This is a genomic window from Roseobacter weihaiensis (assembly GCF_020622345.1).
Classification (GTDB): domain Bacteria; phylum Pseudomonadota; class Alphaproteobacteria; order Rhodobacterales; family Rhodobacteraceae; genus Roseobacter; species Roseobacter weihaiensis.
The window spans coordinates 44571-65703 of the sequence record NZ_JACNMO010000029.1 but is presented as its reverse complement, the minus strand read 5'-3'; the positions used below and the strand labels follow the sequence as shown (position 1 = coordinate 65703).

16 protein-coding genes and 1 tRNA gene are annotated in these 21133 nt (G+C 55.0%); 8 read left to right on the top strand and 9 right to left on the bottom strand.

All coding sequences use genetic code 11. From position 1 onward, the window contains the following. Positions 1–355: 355 nt before the first annotated feature. From H7847_RS22770 to H7847_RS22760, 3 genes are all read right to left on the bottom strand, one after another. Complete coding sequence (locus H7847_RS22770; RefSeq protein WP_227271787.1) at positions 356–886, bottom strand: GNAT family N-acetyltransferase; 531 nt, start codon at positions 884–886, stop codon at positions 356–358. 46 nt (positions 887–932) lie between these two features. Beyond that, on the bottom strand, positions 933–1418 hold the full coding sequence (locus H7847_RS22765) for a flavodoxin family protein (protein WP_227271786.1): 486 nt from the start codon (positions 1416–1418) through the stop codon (positions 933–935). A gap of 115 nt (positions 1419–1533) precedes the next feature. Continuing rightward, the gene (locus H7847_RS22760) at positions 1534–2130 is read right to left on the bottom strand and encodes a hypothetical protein (protein ID WP_227271785.1); all 597 of its coding nucleotides are present in this window, start codon (positions 2128–2130) and stop codon (positions 1534–1536) included. A 233-nt stretch (positions 2131–2363) separates the two neighbouring features. Here H7847_RS22760 and H7847_RS22755 point away from each other — a divergent pair, with 233 nt between their 5' ends. From H7847_RS22755 to H7847_RS27380, 3 genes are all read left to right on the top strand, one after another. Then, positions 2364–2600, top strand: a complete 237-nt coding sequence (locus tag H7847_RS22755; protein WP_227271784.1) for a helix-turn-helix domain-containing protein — start codon at positions 2364–2366, stop codon at positions 2598–2600. A gap of 187 nt (positions 2601–2787) precedes the next feature. Continuing rightward, complete coding sequence (locus H7847_RS22750; protein WP_227271783.1) at positions 2788–3531, top strand: TnsA endonuclease N-terminal domain-containing protein; 744 nt, start codon at positions 2788–2790, stop codon at positions 3529–3531. Then, complete coding sequence (locus H7847_RS27380) at positions 3528–4535, top strand: hypothetical protein (protein ID WP_455115534.1); 1008 nt, start codon at positions 3528–3530, stop codon at positions 4533–4535. Before H7847_RS22750 ends, H7847_RS27380 begins: the two co-directional genes overlap by 4 nt. 357 nt (positions 4536–4892) lie before the next feature. On the opposite strand, the gene H7847_RS22735 is transcribed toward H7847_RS27380, so the two are convergent. Then, positions 4893–6182, bottom strand: coding sequence for a PQQ-dependent sugar dehydrogenase (locus tag H7847_RS22735; protein ID WP_227271782.1), 1290 nt, complete (start codon positions 6180–6182; stop codon positions 4893–4895). Positions 6183–7116: 934 nt separating this feature from the next. Beyond that, positions 7117–7845 carry an HNH endonuclease signature motif containing protein gene (locus H7847_RS22730; protein WP_227271781.1) on the bottom strand — a complete coding sequence of 243 codons (729 nt, stop codon included), beginning with the start codon at positions 7843–7845 and terminating at the stop codon, positions 7117–7119. 197 nt (positions 7846–8042) lie between these two features. Between H7847_RS22730 and H7847_RS22725 the strand changes: the two genes are divergently transcribed. The 3 genes from H7847_RS22725 to H7847_RS22715 all read left to right on the top strand — a co-directional run bounded on the left by H7847_RS22725 (position 8043) and on the right by H7847_RS22715 (position 14004). Further along, complete coding sequence (locus H7847_RS22725; RefSeq protein WP_227271780.1) at positions 8043–8645, top strand: hypothetical protein; 603 nt, start codon at positions 8043–8045, stop codon at positions 8643–8645. Between the two features lie 371 nt (positions 8646–9016). Continuing rightward, positions 9017–10234 (top strand): hypothetical protein, encoded by a 1218-nt coding sequence (locus H7847_RS22720; RefSeq protein ID WP_227271779.1) that lies wholly within the window; start codon positions 9017–9019, stop codon positions 10232–10234. A gap of 59 nt (positions 10235–10293) precedes the next feature. After that, on the top strand, positions 10294–14004 hold the full coding sequence (locus H7847_RS22715; protein ID WP_406676034.1) for a tetratricopeptide repeat protein: 3711 nt from the start codon (positions 10294–10296) through the stop codon (positions 14002–14004). 174 nt (positions 14005–14178) lie between these two features. Here the strand turns inward: H7847_RS22715 and H7847_RS22710 are convergent, their stop codons facing one another. Further along, complete coding sequence (locus H7847_RS22710; protein ID WP_227271777.1) at positions 14179–15564, bottom strand: IS1182 family transposase; 1386 nt, start codon at positions 15562–15564, stop codon at positions 14179–14181. A gap of 830 nt (positions 15565–16394) precedes the next feature. Between H7847_RS22710 and H7847_RS22705 the strand changes: the two genes are divergently transcribed. After that, positions 16395–16910, top strand: a complete 516-nt coding sequence (locus tag H7847_RS22705; protein WP_227271776.1) for a hypothetical protein — start codon at positions 16395–16397, stop codon at positions 16908–16910. A gap of 196 nt (positions 16911–17106) precedes the next feature. Here the strand turns inward: H7847_RS22705 and H7847_RS22700 are convergent, their stop codons facing one another. Beyond that, positions 17107–17514 carry a cytidine deaminase gene (locus H7847_RS22700; RefSeq protein ID WP_227271775.1) on the bottom strand — a complete coding sequence of 136 codons (408 nt, stop codon included), beginning with the start codon at positions 17512–17514 and terminating at the stop codon, positions 17107–17109. Between the two features lie 499 nt (positions 17515–18013). Here H7847_RS22700 and H7847_RS22695 point away from each other — a divergent pair, with 499 nt between their 5' ends. Continuing rightward, the gene (locus H7847_RS22695) at positions 18014–18910 is read left to right on the top strand and encodes an NAD-dependent epimerase/dehydratase family protein (protein ID WP_227271774.1); all 897 of its coding nucleotides are present in this window, start codon (positions 18014–18016) and stop codon (positions 18908–18910) included. Positions 18911–19513: 603 nt separating this feature from the next. Here the strand turns inward: H7847_RS22695 and H7847_RS22690 are convergent. Then, positions 19514–19590: transfer RNA gene (locus tag H7847_RS22690), tRNA-Arg, on the bottom strand. A gap of 128 nt (positions 19591–19718) precedes the next feature. Continuing rightward, entirely contained in the window at positions 19719–21131 is a 1413-nt protein-coding gene (locus H7847_RS22685; protein ID WP_227271773.1) for a sensor histidine kinase, read from the bottom strand. Positions 21132–21133: the final 2 nt, after the last annotated feature.

Genomic DNA, 21133 nt, shown 5'->3' with positions numbered 1-21133 from the left:
GTGTCATTGGAACCTCCTGTCCGATTGAGAAACCTCAATCGTCAGGCAGGTCTGCCAAATCCCAAAACAGCTGCATCAGTGATCAACACCCGCAAAGTGCGCAAATGCCGCGCGAGCGGCTTCGTCCAAGTCCGCAGTCCAGACATCTGCCACCGCCGAGTTCGAGCAGTTGCAGCGAACGGCGGCTATGCGGGCTGCGAGCGCAGCATCCCTACCGACTGTCCAAGGGCGGCTTTGGGCCGATTGTCGAACGAAACGAGTTCAGCAAAGGGCAGCTGCGGGTACCCAACTTTCGTTGTGATCCCGGGCGCCGGATGCCGCACTATAGAACAGCATCGCCATTGGTAAGCGCGTCTTAACCGTTGTCCCAAGCCACTACAATATTGTCTGAGCGCCACAGCGGCCCAGGGTCAGTGAAGCCTCCGATCTCGACGCCACCCATCTTCTTATAGAACTGCCTTGCGAGTGCGTTCTGTCGCACGACGGCCAGAGCGACACCGCAAGCGCCGGCGGTCCTGCATTCTGAGATCGCCATTTGCAAAAGCCGTTGCCCAATGCCTTGGCCCTGCGCGTCCAGAGCCACGTAAAGATGTTTTATTTCCCTCCGGCCTTCGAACGCCGGGTGGCCGGACGCATCGAAACTGATCACGCCTCTGATCGCCTCGTCTGCGTCGACGGCGACCCAGACTCCCTTTCCGGGTTCCTGCAAAACCAAGGCAGATTGCCAGTAGGGCAGGCGCCTCGCTTCATCTAGTAGTGTCTTAGCCTCCACTGGCGCGAGAGAGGCATAGGTCGCTCTCCATACATCTACGTGAAGCTTTGCGAGATTTGCGGCGTCCTCGCGTCGGCCGCGACGGATCAAGATCGATGTGTCGATCTGCGTCATCTTCCCTTGCTCTTTCGAATGCTTATTTGGGCGGTACTGTGACCCATTAAAAAACGCCCATACTGATACCGGCCCCCATGGCGGCACCTAGGTCGCGACAGAGAGACAGCTGCGCGTCCGGTATCACTTTCTCGGCCAGGATCGCTTCCGGCGTTTGCGCATGGGTGCAGACAATCAGCGGTGGTTGAGCTTCTCGAAGACGCCAACCTTGGGCGATCCGGGCCGTTTGACGCGCCGCATTCTCGCCGTCCGAGCCTGCGCAGACCATCTGCGCATATGGTCTACCTTCGATCTTCCCGAGCACCGGATAGTAGCATCGATCAAAGAAATCCTTCATGACGCCAGCGATCGCGGCGAGGTTTTCCGGGGCGCAGAAGATGTAACCATCGGAGCCGAGAAGATCGTCGGGTCCGGCGTCTGCGGCTGCGACCAGTCTGGTCTGGATTTCTGGCCGCGCTGCCTCGGCAGCAGCCTCGGCCATCTGCCTGCTCCCGCCGGTCATCGAATGATAGACGATCAACAATTGCACCATTCGTCACGTGTAGGTTTGTGTCAAAGCTTTCGCAACACCGATCGAGCCTGTGATGTTTGCGATGCTGAGGGACGACGAGCGACCAGTTCCATCGGTCGCACGGCTGCATAGCAAATCAACGAAATTGTTCGGCTTGAACCGCCCATATCCGCAAGCGCAACAACGCGAATGTGCCAATCTGAACGCCTTTGATCGAAAGCAAGATCAACATCGTCGCGACACAGGAGAGATAGAGCCAGTCAGCGAAGCCTAGATCGACTACCGACAACGGAAGTTCAGGGGTGAGGAAGGGTCGGAAGAATACCCAAATTGCCGTTGCTGAAAGAGCAACGTCAACGGGTTTGCGGGATCGTTGGCCAATGAGCGATCGTGACGTTTTGTAGTAAGCGTCGAAGGATTGCCCTATGCGCTGGCGCAAGACCAGAAATGCACGGATCGTAGAGAATTGCCGCAAATGTATGAACTCGGGGGAGGGATCTCTTGGAAGCTCCGGCCTTAGGTCTCCTCCGGTCAGTTCATAGAACGGCCGAGTCAAATGCGCTGGAAAACTTCGCTTAGCCTTCTCGTAGCTCAGGTATGTCTTGATATCTATCCCCAGATGGTCAGCAACTGACTGCTGGCTGAGTCGCACTCGGTTCCGGTATTCGACAAGCTTTGGAGCAATCTCGGCTCGATATTTGTCTTCAAAGGAGGACAGATCTGGGTCTCTCAAAGTCTTGGTCTTTAGAGGATTGTCGTTGATTGGTTGTTTGTAACCGTCAAAAGCTATTCAACACAAACGGTTAGGTTCAGAGGGGCTATTTGACCCCCGATAGGAACATTTGGCCCCAACCACCATATTTCGGCAGACTGTCAATATTAGATTGCAAAACAGAGGCTTACGACTTTAGGTTTCACTGGAAATCCTCTGCTTTGCATCGGATTTTGTTGCTAAGGAGTGAGCGGATGGCCGTCACTGATGAAACGCGCATTGCGCATGAACGGCTTAAGGCTGAGCTCAAGGTTCGGGGGACGTCTCTGGCTCAGTTGGCGCGAGATCTGGGTGTGTCCGGTACCTCGATGTCGCTCGTCAGCCTGGGCAAGCACCGGTCACGCAGGATCGAAAAAGCCATCGCAGACGTCATGCAGATGACGCCTGAAGAGCTTTGGCCGGATCGCCATAGGGCTGGAGGTGAGCCATGACCGGATAAGCTTCCTTTTCGGGAAAAGGAAAAGCCCCAATGGGCGGCAACCCATCGAGGCCTTTGAACGTATCGATTGCAGAACCGATACACCTTCATCCCCTGACATGAGCACAAAGTCAACCGCCACGTTCTTGCGTCGAAGAACGTGACAGGAGCGGCTTTGCCGTACCCGATCTCAGAAGAAGGTGGAGACCACGCTGTCCCAGCTGTGGACAGCGCTCTTCAAGACAAGAATGCACGAAGAAAAAGACAAAGGCGCTGGACTGGTCGCGCCTGCTAAAAGCCGATCGACGCGAGAGATCGCAAAAAGGTCGAGAGCGAGTTCAAGGGGTGGGATCGTTGTCGATTTGCCCGCAGATGATCATAGCAGGATCATGTACTTTGAGAGCAAACTTGAACAACGCGTGTTGTTTCTCCTGCTCGCCAAACGATCCACTTGGGATGTGCGCGAGCAACCCGAAGCGTTCATCTATCACGATGCCCGGGGGCGTCGGCGACACCATGTCTTCGATTTTCTTGTAACGTTGAGGTCGGGGCGACGACTTGCCGTTGTCGTCAAGCCGGCTAAACGAGTCATCAACACGTGCTTCGCACAGGAGCTTTCGGCTATTCGCGCCGCGATGACGAAGGATTTTGCTGATGACGTGATCCTCATCACAGATCGGGACTTCGGCAGGGCGGAAGCCATGAATGCAGAACGCTACATTGCGTTCCGAAAAAACCGAAACGAACACCTTATGCGCCACCTGCTGGCTGTGATCGTGACGTTGCGGTTCCCCCAAAAGTTCCAAGACGTGCAAATGGCTCTCGGCGCGGGGCCCGAGGGTTTTCGAGCTATATTCATTGCGATTTACGAGGGGCTGCTAGCCGCTGATGTCACACAGGAAATCGATCACGACACCTTAGTGCGCCGGGGAGGTGGGCTATGAGTAAACGCATGCGCATCACCAGTGCGGACCGCTTGGTCGTGAAGAGAACAGCCTACCGTCTCTCTGCTCAAACCAGTTCTGGTTACCTGTTCGAAGAGGTGGCCAGGTCAGACCGCCAAATCAGCTACACGTTTGAAGAACTCGACGCTCTGTTCTTGAGATCAGACGTGTCCTTCGAACCAGGCCACTTCCTCAAGGGCCGGACAGATGTTCGCCAGTCCTCCAATGTGATCGCCGTTGGATGTCTGCCTGAAGACAAGCAGGCGGAGGTCGTTTGGCGCCATGCGTTTGTAACTGGGTATCTAGACTTTGCGGCGCAAGGTGTTGTCCGAAAGACGGATGACTCTATTGCCGCGATACTCCCGAGGATTGAAGCGCATGTGAACGCGCAGGCACGGGCGGCGCAAAGTAAGTGGCAGAACCCGCGTGCTGGTCGAAAGAACCAGTTTCGCGACCCACCGTGCGCAAAGACCTTGAGGACTTGGGTAAAGCGGTTCGAAGATGCGGATTGTTCACCTCTCGCACTTGTCCCGCGAACGCATCGGTCGGGCAATCGCGATGGTCGATTTTGTCTCGAGACCACGCGTATTTTGGGAGAGTGCATGGGAGCATATCTGACGCGCCAGCGGCTTTCCAAGAAGCAGGTTTCTGACCTGTGCCGGGACCGCTTTCGCCGTGTCAATGAAGAGAGAGCCGGGCAGGGCAAACCAACTTTGTCGATACCGTCACGGCGTTCGGTTGAGCGTGCGATCTCTCGGCTTGATCCCTATTATACCTATGTGCACCGACATGGGGTCGACGACATGAGGATCGACGCCCGCCATTTGCGAGATCGTGGAATGGGCAGCCATGCAGTATTCGCAGCCGTTCAAACGGTTATTTGTCATCAAGACGATCTGACGCTCCGTCTCGGAGAAGGCGGTTTTGTCGAGGATATTCGCGGGCGGCTTGCTCTATACCGCAGGCGTGGTTTTTTACCTGTGGGAGAAACTGCCGTTTCATAACACCATATGGCACATATTCGTGTTGGTGGCGTCCTGCGTCTTCTTTGTGGCCGTGACGGTGCACCTCATGTAAGCAGCCTTTGGTTGCAGTTTGGCGGATGGGCTGCAAGTGCCGCGTCCGCAAACCGCACTGTTACCGTTGAGAAGGTTGAAGCACGAGTGACTTCGTGCACTCAGAAGTCATTGAGGCCCGCGCGGCTGAACACACGACCTGCTGCAGCATCGTTGCGTGTTATCGACAGCTCGTAGTGGTCATCCTACTGGCAAGCGCATGTGCGGTTGCGGCGTCATTCTCTGTGTGCACGGCGGGAACCAGTTCTAGAAAGCCCTTATCAGTTTTGAGTGGCCCGTCATCATTCAACCTGCGCTTACCCGGAAAATGACATCTCCCACGTCATCCGCCATCAGTAGGCTCTTGCGATCTGCGCCAAGCGTCACTCCAACAGGACGCCCATACGCAAGCTTTTCATCCTTTGACAAAAATCCAGTCAGAATATCACGGGGGGCGCCGCTCGGCCTTCCATCTGAAAATGGAACAAAGATCAGCTTGTAACCGCTGAGAGTCGACCGGTTCCACGATCCGTGCTGGCCGATCACCATGCCATTGCCAAATCCTGGCAGCGTACCGCTTGGCATCCAGCACAATCCCAACGACGCTGTATGCCCACCAAGCGCATAGTCCGGAACAATGGAATCCGCGACCTTGGCTGCATCTTGAACGACCCGGTCATCAACAATCCTGTCCCAATAGCTGTAAGGCCATCCGTAGAAACCGCCCTCGACGACTGAAGTCAGGTAGTCTGGAGGCGTCTCATCGCCCAGCCCGTCGCGTTCGTTGACCACTGTCCAAAGTGTTTGCTTCGTTGGCTCCCATGCCATGCCAACCGCATTGCGCAGCCCGGTGGCAAAGACACGTGCCGTGTGCGTGACGACATCGAGTTCCCAGATGGCAGCGCGACCTTCCTCAACCTCCATACCTTGGTCAGCGATGTTGGTGAGTGAGCCGACGCCAGCGTAGATCTTTGTCTGATCCGGCGACACAAGAAGGCTTCTTGTCCAATGCCCATGCGGCTTGAAGTCGACCAGGGTTTGACCATTTCCCTCAAGTCTGGTCGCCCCAGTGACATAGTCGAACACCTTTATCCCGTCGGTATTGCCAAGATAAAACCGATCATCAATCAGCGCCATGCCAAAGGGTTGGTTCTGGTTCTCTACGAAAACATGCTGCGTTTCTGCGATTCCATCGCCATCCTCGTCCCGAAACAAGGTGACACGATTCGCGCTTTTCCCAATAGCCTTCACGCGGCGCATCGTAGCTTGCGCGGCGTGATCCATTAGTGTTTTAGGCGGACCAGCCTGCTCTTTGGACTCCGCCACCAAAACATCGCCATTGGGCAACACCTCGATCCAACGAGGGTGATCAAGGCCCGATGCGAAGACATTCACGTCCAGTCCTTCGGCACAGGTTGGCAGACGCCCATCTTTCCAACCTTCCGCGACCGGCATCTTGAGCGTCATAATTCCTTGGCTCTGAGCAAGCGGGATCTTTGGCTCTTCGCCCATTGCTTGTTCTTCAGGAGAGTTTCGACGTCGCATCGCCGCCACTGTTCCCCCAACGATCGACGTTGCTTTCGCAAGCAAGCTCATGCGGCCCTCACTCTGCTTCTGGTTGGAAAAGACTCAGTTGGCCTAGCATACGCGCCAGGAACAATGAGAGGAAGACAACCAAACCCAATAACCGCTAATCCAGAAATGACCTCTAGCAAAAATGTTGGTGTACGGCCCAAGCTGACATTCGCGCGGCGAGCAGTATCGGTCGAAGTGTGCTCATTCCGGTTTTTTTCTGCGCTTGTGGCCAACGGCGGCGATTGAGTTAGACCAATATGATGGAAGATCTTTGAGTCGCAAAAGGTAAAATTGGTGCGTTACTGAGAATTCTGGGGGAAGTAAAATCAATGACTTAGCACCGTGGTAATGGAAAAACTATGTGTCGCCCCACAATCTCTGTCGAACGTCAGATGACTTTGACCTTTGCGTCATAAACTGACCCAATTCCCAACCATGACCCCTCGGGGTTTTTCGTTTGATCCCGTTTCCCAACCGGAAAATCGGGGGCGATTTGAAGGTCAGACGGCGAAGCCGCCTGCTCCTGCAAATCTGCCACGTGGCGAACGCGGAGGGGGGCGAGACAGGACAAATCGACGAGGTTGGTGCGGCCCGCAGCGGAGCGAGGACACGGCCTTGTCTATTTGTCTTGTCCGAGGGGGAGGGCGGCGCCCTCACCCTGACGGCGCAGGGCGTTTGGCTTGCCCAAATCCCCTAAGCCAAAGAAAGAGAAGCGACGCGGGACTGGCCGCGTCTCAGTTCAGTGATCGGTGACGGATGAAGAGCCATCGTTGATGCGTCGCCCGACGACGGCGTCGGGAGAGCCCAATGACAGTGGTGCGCAGAAAGCGACCTTTGCAAAGTATGGGACGCAACATCGGCACAAAAAGTATGACCGGCCCAGAGCCGACATCCGGCACCCATCGACAATGCTGCAGTCGCAGACCACAAAGCAGACCTTCGCACCAACGTCCTTTTATGTTGGCTTTCTATAGTACCAAATACCTGTGGTAGCTTCCCAGTAACAATCGTTCTTACCTTTACGTCGACCAGTCCAAGATGTGCCCTCGGGGATCGAATAGTATTTTCTCAGCGTTTCTTCGATCGACGGGACTCTTCTGCCGTCAGGCAATGGAGAGTACATATGAGGCAAAATCGGCTGGAAGGTCTCGCCACGCCAGGATTGCTCGGCCCTACTGTCTTCGTTGTCTCTAGCACGAGCAAACTCCTCAACGGGTGTCTGTGCCGTGGGTTTGGACTTCTTCTTTATTGTCTGTTTTTCAACTTTTGGGATCTCATTGACCCACTTGTTTGCTTTCGTAAGGTCAGCGACCTTCTTGAGTGGAGCTCGACGAACAGAGTTGTTGTCTCTTCGGGTTACCAGTTCTAAATTTGTCGGTCGGTTATCATCGGGCTTATCGTTGATGTGGTGTACATCAAGATCTCGTGGCGGCCATTTTCCTAAGGCGACCGCCACTATGAAGCGATGTACCAGTATCCGCTTATTGCTATCTGGAAAGTACTGATAGCCAATCTCATCACGATTGTAGGCACCGTTGTCCCGCGCCCCGGCGACGGTTCCCGTTGGAAAGTCAAAAACAGTTCGGGATATCAGCTGCTCCAAGTCAGGATACGGATACTCCTTGGGAAGATGAAATCTATAGTCGGATTCTAAGAGTTTCTTTACAAATTCAATATCTTGCATACCGCTCAGCAATTCAATTCGCTTAACTAGAACACCACGACACCTTCGCCCTGGATGATAATACATATGGGTATTCTTCGGTCCAATTGAAGGCGGCTATTCTTTGTGCTCAATGACATTCGTGCATTATGCAGCATTCCCCAGTGTCAGATGATGGGGTTTTGGTAGGAAACGAACCGTGGAAAATGGAGATTCAAATGGCCAAGCGGCTGACCTTTGAGGAATTGCTGGGTAAGGAGTTTCGCTGGCCCCAACCTGGAGATGACCCATTCGACGTTGATGAAAGCGGGGATCAAGCGGCGCTAGCAGAAAACGACTTCACGCGTTTCGTGTTAATGTTTGAGGGCTACCGCAAGTCAGCTGATGCTCTTGTAGCCTGTGCACTCGATGACTGGAGAGAGGCAGATTTCTTAATTTATCCGATCCTGTTCTTGTATCGCCACGCTTTGGAGCTGAACCTGAAGTACATTATTAACGTATACGGCCACCAAGTTGGCATTGAGCCCGTATGGAATTCGCATAACTTCAATGTGCTTTGGCCCCGCTTTCTGGAGGTGCTTGACGGATTTGGTACTGATGACCCTGATCGCGCCGATCAGATTGTTGGCGGCGTTATCGCACAGTTCGGCAATGTCGATCCTGGCTCGTTTTCCCATCGATACCCGTGTGACCGCTTGGGAAATCCCATTCCGCTTGTTCAGGATCGCATGAACTTAGTAACACTCAAGGACGTGATGGATGGGGTGTTTGGCTATTTCAACGGAACGGATGGCTATTTGCGTAGCCTCGCGAACGCCTAGGAAGCGAACAAGCCGGTTGCGTGAGCATTCAAACTGGCATCCGGCCCTTACTGGGCATTGAGGTGAACAACTACGTAGCCTCTTCGAAACAGACGTCAGACGATACTGCCTAGCCGTCATGCGGTGCAGCAGTAAATGCCGACTTCTTACCTGTCGGAAGCTGGCGATTGTAATGCACCCATAACACTTGACTTGGTATCCATGAGGGCTCATCCCCGCGATGCCAAATCTACTAAGGGCAAGCGACCAGCAGCTGCTGGTCGTTTCAGCGATGCCGTCGACCGTCTCTGCTACGTCGTCACTTCTAGTATCTATCAGCCAAGATCACTATATTGTGTGCATTGCGACGGTATGAAGGCAAGATGTATAGGATGAGCGAAGACGATTCTGACGAGCAGAAGTCCAAAGGTTTCGACATTTCCAAATTTGATGCGGAAATGAGCGATGACAGGCGCGCGGCAGCGGGTGAACGACTAAAAGAACAGTTCGAGGAATTAGCCGACGGCGAGGCTATGCTGACACCAGCTTTGCAGGGTATCGGCGGGCTGACCGCAGTCAAGAAAGCCATGCGATCCGCCAATGGCTTGCAAGACGCAATTAATGCGAGTGGGCTTGGAAGAATCCAAGACCAGATCGACGCGATAACAGGTCGTGGCGCGTTCTCTGAGATGCTTGCGGTTCAAGAACGGATGCGAGATCTTCTACCCGACATTCAAGCACATTCATCTGCCTTCGTTGGCTTGCCTGACTATGCCGCGCATACGTCTGCGATACAGAGTGCTTTGGGAGCTATTACCGCTCTGCCCGAGCCGTGGGGCGACGTTTACGGTCTCTCCGCTGCGTCCCGTCTGGCGGAAGAAATGCGCAGACAGCAAGCTGTTTATCTCGAACCTGTCAGTGCGTTCGCTGGCATTCAAAGTGGAGCCATAGCTGATATCCACCAATCGATTGAGGCGATGGTATTGCCGCGTTTGGACATAATGGAATCGTTGGGCATCGGACGCATAGCGGATGCATTCGGTGCAGCAAACGTTTATCAGTCGCTTGGTTTGGGATCGGATTACGACGCCCAAATGCGCGAAATCACTTCATCACTCGGCGGACACATCGAGGGGCTAACTGCAGCTCAGGCATTGCGGGACGCCATGTTCCCATCGGATTTGACCGATGCCATTGAAAGCTTGTTGGCCCGTAGCCTTGCAGCGCAAGAGGCTATGCTAGCGGAGTATCGAGAAAGCTCGGCTGACGCCAAAACGGAAGCTCGTTTCAATCGGCGGATGGTAACGCTTGCCACCATTGTCAACGTCTTGATGTTTTTTATGACCGTGGCGCTAAACATCGAGAATCGGCTCGCAGATGATGATGATGCGGTGCGCAAGAACACTGAAGCAGTGTTGCAGATGCAGCAGTCCTTCGATGAAATGGCAGCGCAGTTGCAGCACATGAATGAAATACAGGAGGCGGCTACAGAACAGGATAGAGCCGCAGACGCAGCCATTGCAGAAATTCTAAGAGAAATAGCCAACAACTTGGCTGACCAAGTGGAGGCAGAGGGACATGACGTATCAAAGGCTCCCTCGGCAGACTAGCTTAAGGACTGAAGGCCGAATGAATATTATGCAGTTTCTTCAAATTTGGTTTGACACGCGTGACCGACCGGAGTGACACGAAACCCGAAAATGAAGCCATTAAGCTTCCTGAAGCTCAAAATTTACCCGCAGTGATTGAGCCGGAAGGTCTTCCTGTGCCAGCTCCACAGGAGGCAGCGGACAAACCCCAAAAAATTGAACCGCCTGAAAAGGGTACATTTGCCAGCGAAGCAAATCGCAATCTCCTAGACGCTGGAGTCTCCATGATTCCTGTCGCCGGGGGCGCGCTAGCGAATCTTGGGCGGCACGCCCTTCCTTCCGAGCGAGACAAAAAAACTTCGGAATGGCGCGCTGAAGTCAGCAAAACTGTTAACCGCAACAGTGAAGCAATCAACGTTCAGGAAAATAAAACTCGCGAGCTGGGACTTGAGCAAGAAAAACTCAAGGAAACCGTTGAGGCAACCGTCGATCAAGTCAGCAAGTTGTCAAAGGACGAGGGCACCGGCGTTATCGAAGCCGACCCATTCGACGGGGAGTTTGCGATCTATCGCCAGTTGGTGGATCAAGAGAAGTTTCAGACCGCGCTGACCCTTCTAACGAGCAGGTTTGACCAAGATCCATGCATTAAAGAGCATACGCGAGCCCGTGCTCAGTCTTTGAAGGCTATCTGCCTGAAGGGCTTGGGCGATGATCGATCTGCTGCTGAGCATTTCTTGGATGCACTCAAGCTTGATCCGGAGAATATCAAGCACCGGGGCAATTCTGTTGTTGCCCATCTAATTTTGGACTACCCTGCTTCAGCTGTCGAAACGGTCACTCAGTTAGTCGCAGATGAACCGGAAAACCCCATGCATTGGGCAAATCTTATCTATGCCAGAAGTGCTATGGGTGAGATCGTGCCCGACGACGATGTTCCCGCGAAGTTTCTTCAGCATGTGGATGTCAGTCTCGCCCGGGTTGTCACGTTGCGAGCACATGATGATCTGCGTTGGAAGCGGATCGCAAGATCTTCATTGGCACTTAATCCGGACTCAAAAGGCCTTTCGCGCGCTGTCGCAGAAGCCGACATAGATGATGCTGTACAACTGAAGCAAAATGGCAGCGTAGCCGCACGGGAACTTGCTCTGGCTCAACCGCGGACGCAGGACGCGGCTAAAGTGTTACTCGCGCAATGGCAGGATCACGCTACTTCAGAGGCCTTTGTAGCAGCTCCCGATATCGTCCTGTTTCAAAACACGTTGATGGCGCTGCATTTCTGCGGGCGCAGTGACGAAGGGAAACGGCTGATCAACGCGAATAAGAGCATCGCTTTTCAAGACAATAGCGCGCGTCGTGCGGTAGCGATTTTCGCGATAGACACCGACGACGATGACCTTCTCGAAGCTGCGCTGGCGGATCGGTTTCCTGGAGACTCGGCTCCAAGGTTAGAAAACGCGCTGCGGTCCGAAAGCTGGGTCGAAGCTTTGGAAATCCTTGAGTTGGATGGTGATCAACTCGAGGGGCAAAGCAGAATTGCTTCGGACTACATGGCAGAAATGCTGCGTGCAGCGCTTGAACCAGACGACAAGCGCGACGATGCTTTTGCTAAAGTCCTGCATAATACCGATCCTGATGCGCACGCAGATCTTGTCCTAAGCCGACTTGCCCGAAGTGTCGGAGAAGAGGCGGCTTCAGAAAGAGCCTTCGAACGGGCACTAACAGCGGATCTCGCGAACGATCACGATGCGAGGATCCGGCTTGCTTTTGAATGCATGAACCGTGACATACCAGAACGCGCGGTGGAGCTTTTGGAGGGCCATGTCGACACCCGCACAGCCACATCTGAACGGCGAGCTCTCGCCCTTGCCTATGCCAGCACTTCAGTGCCGCTCGCGACCGGCGTGAACTTCTTCAGTGAAGTTCGGAAGGCGGCGAACGCGGATGAAGAAATTCAAAGGGCTGGTGGACACTTCCATTTGAATCGGCGTAGACCGGACGAGGCAGTACCGTGGTTCCGCCGCGCGATCGCGGCCGACCCGAAACGGGCGCAAACGTATCTTGCACTCTGGCAGGCACTTTCCAGAGCCGGCAAGGTCGCGCAAGCGGAGAGTCTACTTTCAGATGTGGTCCTGAGTCAGCTGACAGGCGGGCTCAGGGACCAGATGGATCTCGCGCAGTTGATGTGGCGCAGTGGCCGAAGTGACGCTTTGGACCACGCCTATGAAATCGCTGTCCGCAATCAGCACGACCTAGGGGTTTGCCTGTCCTATGTTGGGCTGCTCCTAGGCGACGCTTTCGGCTCCAAAGCACCGCCTATGCCCGAAAGTGTGACGGTCGTGCCTGATAGCTTCGTTCGCCTGTCCCGTGAGAGCGGTGACCCCATGCAGTTTGTCATCGATTCTGAATCGCAAGATCTGCCAAGTCACCTTGCTGAAGATCACCAGATTGTATCTAGAACGCTCGGATTGCAGGTCGGCGATGAGTTCGAAACGGAAAGCGGTCCAAGCCGTTTTCGCTGGCGCGTTGAAGAGGTTAAGTCCAAATACCTGCACCTGTTTCATGATCTGTCGCGCTCGATTCAAGATCGTTTCCCAGAGAACGGCTCATTCTATTCCCTAACGATTGTGGACAACGACCTTACGCCAATTCTTGAGACTGTTAAGGCGCGTCGCGCAGAAGTTGAGAGGGTCGAAAAGCTCTATCGAGAGAACCCGATGCCGCTCGCAGCTGTTGCCTCGACAGGAGGTGGGGACGCAATCGATTTCGCGTTACATATGGCGCAAAGCGGGCAACAGGTATTCAGCGCAACCGGCCTTACCCAGGATGCAAGTGTTGAGATGGCTCGTGCAAAGCAGGCCGCAGAAAAGGGGGTGGTTTTAGATACTTATACGGCGTGGGTTCTTAGCAAGCTCCGGCTTCTTGGCGCAACCGCACAGGCCTTTCAACGCGTGATCGCACCAGCATCACTTTTGGATGAACTCGCTGCGAAGATTGAAGACCTGAGGAAACACGAGGATGGGCGTATCACCGCAAGTTCTGAGGGTGATGAGCTGGTACCTATTCATCAATCCGCCGAGGTCATTGATGCTTACGTGGCAGATTTTTCGGACGTTGTTGCGGACATCAGAAAAAACGCTTCGGTTGTCGGAATCGAGGCTTCAGACGATGTATCCACCGAGATCAGGCAGTTATCTGAATTTCTCGGAACGCAGTTTGATACGTTAAGCGTGGCACGCCGTGAGGGTGCGTCTTTGCTCAGTGCGGACTTGCGCCTAAGGCAAATTGCAGTGGGAGTGATGGAAACAGATGCGTTCGGTTTGGACGCCCTATTGGAGCATCTACTTGAACATTGCTTGATCACAGACGAAGAAAAAGCCGAAGCCCTGCTTACTCTTGCTGAATTGCGGCACTCTTACATCGGCCTCACCGCGCCAACGTTGGTTAAAATGCTTGAGATTGACGAGAGTGAGGGGTTGATCCGCTTCGCTCAGGTAGCGGAATACTTCGGACGGACTGGCGGAGATGTCAGGAGCCACGTCAAGACTGCGGCAGCGTTCGCGTCATTGGCGTTTTCCAGAAGGCATATGCACCAAAAAGCGTCAACAGCCACCGGCCAGATACTCAGAAACTTGATCCGTTTTGATAATGTTCAACTCAAAGATATAGTGAACTCTTTTACCCGTTGGGCTGATGATCCAGATGTGACCAGCTACGTCGCCGGCTGGCTGCGCGGCCACTTTCTGATGGGGTTGTACGAAGCGCAGGTTGAAGCTGCCTCGGGAGGTCAGTGACTTGAAGTCCTGCTGACGGTGAGTTCGATTGGAACCTCGAATGTCCGCTTTAGTTCGTCACGCAAGCGATCTAAGCACCGCAGCTAAAGTCAGCTCTCCGCCGATTCTGTGTAAAAACAACGCGTTGGACGGTGCCTGGTCGCAGACTTTGGAGGGCTACAAGCCGTTCTTCCGTCACGCTTTTCGCGAATGCTGCGGTGCAGGAAAGAGCTTCGCCAGTTTGCGGAGGTTCTGGGCGGTGGCGGCGAGGAGGAATTCGTCGTTGGCGCCGCATGGACCGCGTAATCGGAGCCGTCCCAGACCGAGAATGCGCTTGAGGTGCGCGAAGAGCATCTCGACCTTCTTTCTGAGCTTCATCGAGATTTTGTATTGCGGCGTTTTGGCGATCGCGCGAGCGATGTCGCGAGCATCCTCATGTTGCTCACGGGTGATCTTTCGGGCATCGGCGTTCGGGCAGCACTTCGGCTTGGACGGACAGGTTTGGCAGGTGTTCTTCAGCGCCTGGTACTTGGCCACGCCCTTGCCGGTTGGGCCGCGATTGGGGTCCGAGTAGTTTCGGCGGAACTGCTTCAGAGCTTCCCCTTCCGGGCAGATGTACTGGTTGTTCTCGGCGTCCCATTCGAAGTCTGCCCTGGACCAGGTGCCGTCGGTGCGGCCGGCCTTGTCGATCACTGGGATGTGCGGCGCGATCTTTTCGTCGACCAACCATCCGAGCATCGGACCCGACCCATAGGCCGTGTCGGCGATCAACCGTTCCGGGCGCAGTTCGAACTTCTCTCTGACCCTGTTCAGCATCGTCTTCGTCGATCCGACCTCGGCCTGACGGATAGAGCGCGTCGCTTCCACGTCGAGGATCACGCCGTGATCCGTGTCGATCAGGTAGTTGTCGGAATAGGCAAAGAACGCAGGGCCTTTCCTGGCAGCCGTCCACTGGCTGGCCGGATCGGAATAGGACGTGAACTTCGGTTCGACCGGTGTCGCCGCTCCGAATGCGGCCTCGTCCAGCGTGTCGAGATACTCGCGAACCGCGCGCGGGGCCGCGTCCGCATCAATCCGCGCGACGTCCCAGTCCTCTTTCGGTGCCGAGTACTGCCTGTTCGCGTCCGCCTCGATCAGGCTGGCGTCCACCGCAAGGCGCTGACCGCTGACGAGACCCTCCGCGATGCACCGCGCGACAGTGGTCTCAAAGAGATGGCGCAGCAGTTCGCTCTCGCGGAAACGCCCATGCCGGTTCTTGGAAAAGGTGGAATGGTCGGGAACGCGGTCGGCCAAGTCGAGCCGACAGAACCATCGATATGCGAGGTTCAAGTGCACCTCCTCGCAGAGCCGACGCTCGGACCGGATGCCGAAGCAGTAGCCGACGATTAGCATACGGATCAGCAGTTCGGGATCGGTCGAGGGTCGCCCTGTGTGGCTGTAGAAGTGGGCAAGATGGGTGCGAATACCGTCGAGATCGACGAACCGATCAATCGACCGCAGCAGGTGATCCTGAGGGACGTGGTCATCGAGCGAGAACTCGTAAAACAGCGCCGCCTGAGCTTCCTGCCTAGGTCCCATCATCGCCAATTCTCCCGCTCGTTAACAGAATTCAATCAGCGACTTACCCGCCGATCAAGGGCGAGTTTTTCAACGAAATACGCCCGCCTTTTTATTAGTGAAGGGCTAGGGGACTTCGTCCCCACGCGCCTGCAACTCAATTAGACAGGGCCGTGTCCTCGGCTCTGCCTGCGGGCCGCACCTACCCTATCGAATTGAGTTGCACTTGCTACCCCCCTACCCTCGCCGGGAGCAGGTTTTAGAGACGAGCGCCCTGAAGGGCTTCGCTCAAAACCTGTTTTGAGAGGGGAAGTCTGACCCGCCAGCCCCTACTCATCAAAAGCAAAGCTATGCGTCGGCAAAGGAAAGGTTCTGTCGCAAAAGGAAGAACTATGTGTCGCCTTACAGAGATTGTGGAACGTCACAAATCTTTGACTCAATTGATCTCGAAAGCCTGAGGAAACAGACGAACTATGTCACGCAATTCTGACCCAAACGTCAAGCATTTCTGACCCAGCCTATAAAGTGGCCATTCGTCGTTTAGGCAGAGAATGACGGTTTTGAGCCCAAAGCCGACATTCGTATAGGGTGCAAATCCCGCTCCGCTGCGTGTGCGAAGAGTTTAAGTTATTTTCCCGGAAGCAGCCATTCAACGGCACGCCGCAGCCTTTGCTGATGCTGCGCTTTACACGAGGGGCAATCATACGCAGTAAGCGATCTTTGCAAAGTCTGGCTATTCCTGAAAGCGAACCTTCAGGCTATGAGCACCTAACGGCGATTTCGAGCCCTTTCGTGTTTGAGTATTTTCCAAGATTGACAATGGTCTCAGCACCGCAAACTACAGGAGAAAATCGATGGGAGCGATAGATGGTGTGCCGTTGCTACTCTCAGCGGCAGCGGTATCAGCACGACGGTTCGACGAGCATGTTTCTGAATTGCTCGAGTTAATGGATAAACAAGGCGGGCAAACCGTTTTTATTAACGGTCTACGAATGGCAACGGTTCAGGTAGAGATCGCTGCTGTCGGTGTGTTCTCTCTCTTCGAAGCGAGGATGAAGCACCATTTTCAGAACGGCTCGTTTTTCAAAAAGTTGAAGAAACATCTGGTGGGCTCAGGTCAATCAGAACTCGCGGACGATATCTGGCACTATTACTTGGCGGTAAATGTGCTGAAACATGGGTGCGGAGGGAGCTACGAAGAGTTATGCAACGCTACCGATCTGCCATTTAACATTAAGCAGCCGGGTGAGCATTATTTTGAAGAGGGCGACGTGGCAGAACCAGAGGGTCTTGTAAACGTCACCGCTCCGGGTTTTTTCGATGGACTTGTTGGAACACTCGGTCGAGTTCACGATTTTCTTGAGGACTGATAGTCCATCTGCAATATGTGCTGACGGAGATGAAACCGCTGCATCAGGTGGCGACTGGAACAACAACATACTTTTAAAAAGCGATTTACATCACTATCGGCTGGCGTCATCTGGCGGCAGCCATGGCTCGCGGTTCCGCTGCAATCCTGTTGCCGCACCGCCGCAAGTCGGCAGTGAGCCCAATAGTGCAGACTACTCAAGTTGGTTTCTCGTAGGCCATCGACCAATGGAATTCCTGCAATTCTCCAAGCCGCTTGAAAACAAGTTCATTGTTCATGTTTGTAACAGCGACCAATACATCACGCCCCCAATAGCGTAGTCTTTCTTGGCAAATCCCGCACGGTGTCAGAAACTTGAATGCCGCTTTCTCATCATCTCTAAATACACAAAGACTGTGCGTAACAGCCTTGTTTTGCTTGTGCGCTTCAAGCATGCCGCCGACTTCCATACAGAGTGACAACGCATCTAAATCAGTATCCGGCGCAACACTTGTTACAATTTCGCCGCTTTCTAGCCTAATCGCTGCTGCGCCAGCCCATCCAGTCGGATAACGCTGTTCAGCAAGTTCAACAGCTGACCTGTGAATCTGTTCTTCAAGTGTCATGGAGTAGATTTACATTAAGCACCGAACGGCAGCAATGTCCCGCACTGTGTAAGTTTACCGGTTCCAGAGCCTCGCAGTCGCAGCGAACGGCAGGAACGGCGGGCTGCGCCGCAGCACAAAACCATGGCTCGTTGCGTCAACCGTCCGAGTTTGCAAAGTTCTCTATCTGCGCTTCGCTCCCGTTTTGACGCGACGCAGCGTCACGCTGGCCAGTAGAACAGAATCGAAGGTCCGCTTCCGGGAAGTCTTTCGCTCGTGCAGCATAGTCTTCGCTTAGCCTTGCATGAATGTCGAGTTTGGGCTGGCTGTGTCATCAGGCGGGGATCTCTTCCACGGGTTTCGCCGCAACACCGCTACTGCACCGCCGCAAGGCGGCAGTGAGCCCAAACCTCCGAATGCTGCGGCGCGCGCGAAGGTCCGTTTCTGTAAAATTAGTGCTTGATCTCAACCTAGGTTGAGGTTGTAAACGTTCGATTTGTCTCGAGTTGGAGGACAATTGGTGCAAGTATTCATATTGGGTGGTACAGGTACAATCGGAACGGCTGTCGTTGCGGAACTGGTAAGCCGAAACCATCAAGTTTTGGCTTTAAGCCGCTCGGAAAAGTCCGACAAACTACTCATGTCCGCTGGCGCGACGCCTTTCAGAGGCAACCTTACAGAACCTAATAGCTGGGCAGATGTGGCTGTCTCATCCGACGCGATCATTCAGGCTGCTGCGACGTTTGGTGAAGATATGGGCGATGTGGACGCCAAAGCGATGAAAGCCTTGGCGCAGGCGGCAGAAACTCGGAGCGCCCCGACCCGCCTAATCTATACTGGGGGATGCTGGCTCTACGGTGAAACTGGCGACGAGATCGCAATGGAAGACCGACCATTTAACCCTCTTCCCGCGTTTTCTTGGATGGTTACGCATGCCCAGATGCTCCTCGACGCGCCTCAACTGCGCACGGCGATTGTCCATCCGGCGATGGTATATGACACGCGAGACGGTGGAGTGTTCTTTCGCTTCTTGTCCGCTGCGAAGACCGGTCAAAGAATTGAAATCTGGGGGAGTCTGGCGACGCGCTGGCCCCTCATCGAAAGCTCAGATTTAGCCCGAGCCTATTGCGACCTCGTGGAACGCTCTGACCTTGTGGGGTACTTCAATGCGGTTGCTGAAGAAGGTGTCACCGTTGGCAGGATCACTTCCGTCATCTCCGAAGCCTTCGGGTCTCCAACAGAACCTGTGATCCGGACCGTGGATGAGGCTGTGAAAGAGAACGGGACGTGGGCGAAAGGCCCGACCCTCGATCAGCAAATGTCGGCGCGGAAACTGCAGTCTGCCGTTTGCTGGCAACCACGATTCATTGACTTCGCCGAACCGACCTCCCGATGGATAGCAGACCTTCGAGCTTAGCCCACGCAGGGCAGCAGAGTCCCGCCGACTTCCAGTTCGGGGACGTTTGGTGGCTGCACCTGCGGCGAAGGTCTGCTCCATTCGTTGCTCGTGCAGCATTGGAATGCCATCCGACTGGCAGATGCCGCGACTTTGCAAAGGGCGCTATCTGCGCATCACTGTCATTGGGCTCTCCCGACGCCGTCGTCGGGCGACGCATCAACGATGGCTCTTCATCCGTCACCGATCACTGAACTGAGACGCGGCCAGTCCCGCGTCGCTTCTCTTTCTTTGGCTTAGGGGATTTGGGCAAGCCAAACGCCCTGCGCCGTCAGGGTGAGGGCGCCGCCCTCCCCCTCGGACAAGACAAATAGACAAGGCCGTGTCCTCGCTCCGCTGCGGGCCGCACCAACCTCGTCGATTTGTCCTGTCTCGCCCCCTTCCGCGTTCGCCACGTGGCAGATTTGCAGGAACAGGCGGCTGCGCCGTCTGACCTTCAAATCGCCCCCGATTTTCCGGCTGGGAAACGGGATCAAACGAAACAACCCAAATGGGCCGTGGCAGCGGATCAGGTCAGTTTATGACGCAAAGGTCAAAGTCATCTGACGTTCGACAGAGATTAAGTGGCGGACCGAGGAGGATTCGAACCCCCGACCCCTTGATTCGTAGTCAAGTACTCTATCCAGCTGAGCTATCGGTCCACTGCGCCGGGGTTTAGTGCTGAGAGGCTTCTTATGCAAGCCTAAAGACGCGAATTTATCGGGGAAATAGGAAAACGGCTCTCAGCCAGCCTGTCCTGGATCGCGACGGCATGCCCCCTACAGGCGCCCTATGCGACCGCAGCGCCTGTCCGGGCGGGCATTGTACCATCGCCCTTGGGCAAGCAGATCGTAAATCGTGTCCCGTTGTCGCCGGTTTCCGTCAGTTCCAGCGTTCCGCCATGCCCGCGGATCAGCTCGGCCGAGATCGCGAGCCCTAATCCAGAGCCCCCCTTTCGCGCCCCGCCCTGAAACGGCGTGAACAAAAACTCGCGCGCCTTCAGTGGCAATCCAGGACCAGTGTCGCTGATACTGATCCACCACGCGTCTTCATCTTCAAAAGCTGCCAGGCAAATCTCGCCGGGTTGTCCGGTCGCCACAATCGCCTGCCGGGCATTGCGCACCAGATTGGCAATCACGCGGTAGAGCTGTTCCGGGTCGGCGCGCACGGCCATCATCAAGGGCACATCACAACTGATATCGAGTTCGAAATCACCAATCGCCAAAATCTCGCCCTCGATGACCTCATCCGCAAGATCCCGCAACTGCACCATGGTCAACGTGGGGCTCGGTTCTTCGGCCTTGCCGAACGCCAGTGTGCTTTCGCAAAGATGCACCGCCCGGGTGATGGAACCGACAAGCTTGGGGGCCATCCGCTTGACGGTGGGGTCCTCGCTCATCTCGATCCGGTCCGTGAACAGCTGCGCCGAGGTCAGAATGTTGCGCAAGTCATGGCTGATCTTGCTGACCGCACTGCCAAGCTGTGCCAGGCGATCCTTTTGCCGCAGCGCCTGCGTCAGATCCGTTTCAAGCTTTTGCAACGCATCCTCGGCCTCGCGCAACTCCGTGACACTGGCCGTCGGGGTGATGATGCGGCGCGCGTCCTCTGGGGCGGCGGCGTAGTTCTGCATGTGCCCCACCACCCGCTTGATCGGCTTCAGCAACAAGGCGCGGATCGCGATGAACAGCAACACCGCCGTGATGATCGAGATGACCGCCGACAGGATCAGAATGCGAATGCCATAGTCGATCATCGCCATCCTCAAGGGGGCGGTCTCCATGGTGATCTCGATCAGCAATCCAGCGTCACGCACTGGCGCACCCATCACCCGGATCACCTCGTTTTGTGGCGAGACAAGACGGCTGAGCGCATCCCGAATAAGCACGACCGCGTTGTTCTCCCGCATGTCATAGGTCGCGGCGATAGGCTGCGGCATTTCGGACGATAGCATAAGTTGCCGGACCTGGTCGCGTCGCAGAACCACGTTGAAGACGCCTGCGTTCTCCAGCAGCTCGTTTTCAAGGTCGCTGTCGATCATATCGTCCGCCAGCAGCGCCAGCGAGGCAATCTGCGCCCGCTCCAGCCGGTTGGTCAGATAGTCTTCGCGGAACCGCGCGATGGAGGGCACAAAGATCAGCACCTCTGCAATCATCACGAAGATGGTTGTCAGGATAAGCAGCCGACCTGAAAGCGAATTAAACATGT

Coding starts and splice junctions, on each gene's coding strand:
- H7847_RS22770 (WP_227271787.1), bottom strand. CDS start 886: ATGACGCAGATCGACACATCGATCTTGATCCGTCGCGGCCGACGCGAG.
- H7847_RS22765 (WP_227271786.1), bottom strand. CDS start 1,418: ATGGTGCAATTGTTGATCGTCTATCATTCGATGACCGGCGGGAGCAGG.
- H7847_RS22755 (WP_227271784.1), top strand. CDS start 2,364: ATGGCCGTCACTGATGAAACGCGCATTGCGCATGAACGGCTTAAGGCT.
- H7847_RS27380 (WP_455115534.1), top strand. CDS start 3,528: ATGAGTAAACGCATGCGCATCACCAGTGCGGACCGCTTGGTCGTGAAG.
- H7847_RS22735 (WP_227271782.1), bottom strand. CDS start 6,182: ATGAGCTTGCTTGCGAAAGCAACGTCGATCGTTGGGGGAACAGTGGCG.
- H7847_RS22730 (WP_227271781.1), bottom strand. CDS start 7,845: ATGCAAGATATTGAATTTGTAAAGAAACTCTTAGAATCCGACTATAGA.
- H7847_RS22725 (WP_227271780.1), top strand. CDS start 8,043: ATGGCCAAGCGGCTGACCTTTGAGGAATTGCTGGGTAAGGAGTTTCGC.
- H7847_RS22720 (WP_227271779.1), top strand. CDS start 9,017: ATGAGCGAAGACGATTCTGACGAGCAGAAGTCCAAAGGTTTCGACATT.
- H7847_RS22710 (WP_227271777.1), bottom strand. CDS start 15,564: ATGATGGGACCTAGGCAGGAAGCTCAGGCGGCGCTGTTTTACGAGTTC.
- H7847_RS22705 (WP_227271776.1), top strand. CDS start 16,395: ATGGGAGCGATAGATGGTGTGCCGTTGCTACTCTCAGCGGCAGCGGTA.
- H7847_RS22700 (WP_227271775.1), bottom strand. CDS start 17,514: ATGACACTTGAAGAACAGATTCACAGGTCAGCTGTTGAACTTGCTGAA.
- H7847_RS22685 (WP_227271773.1), bottom strand. CDS start 21,131: ATGTTTAATTCGCTTTCAGGTCGGCTGCTTATCCTGACAACCATCTTC.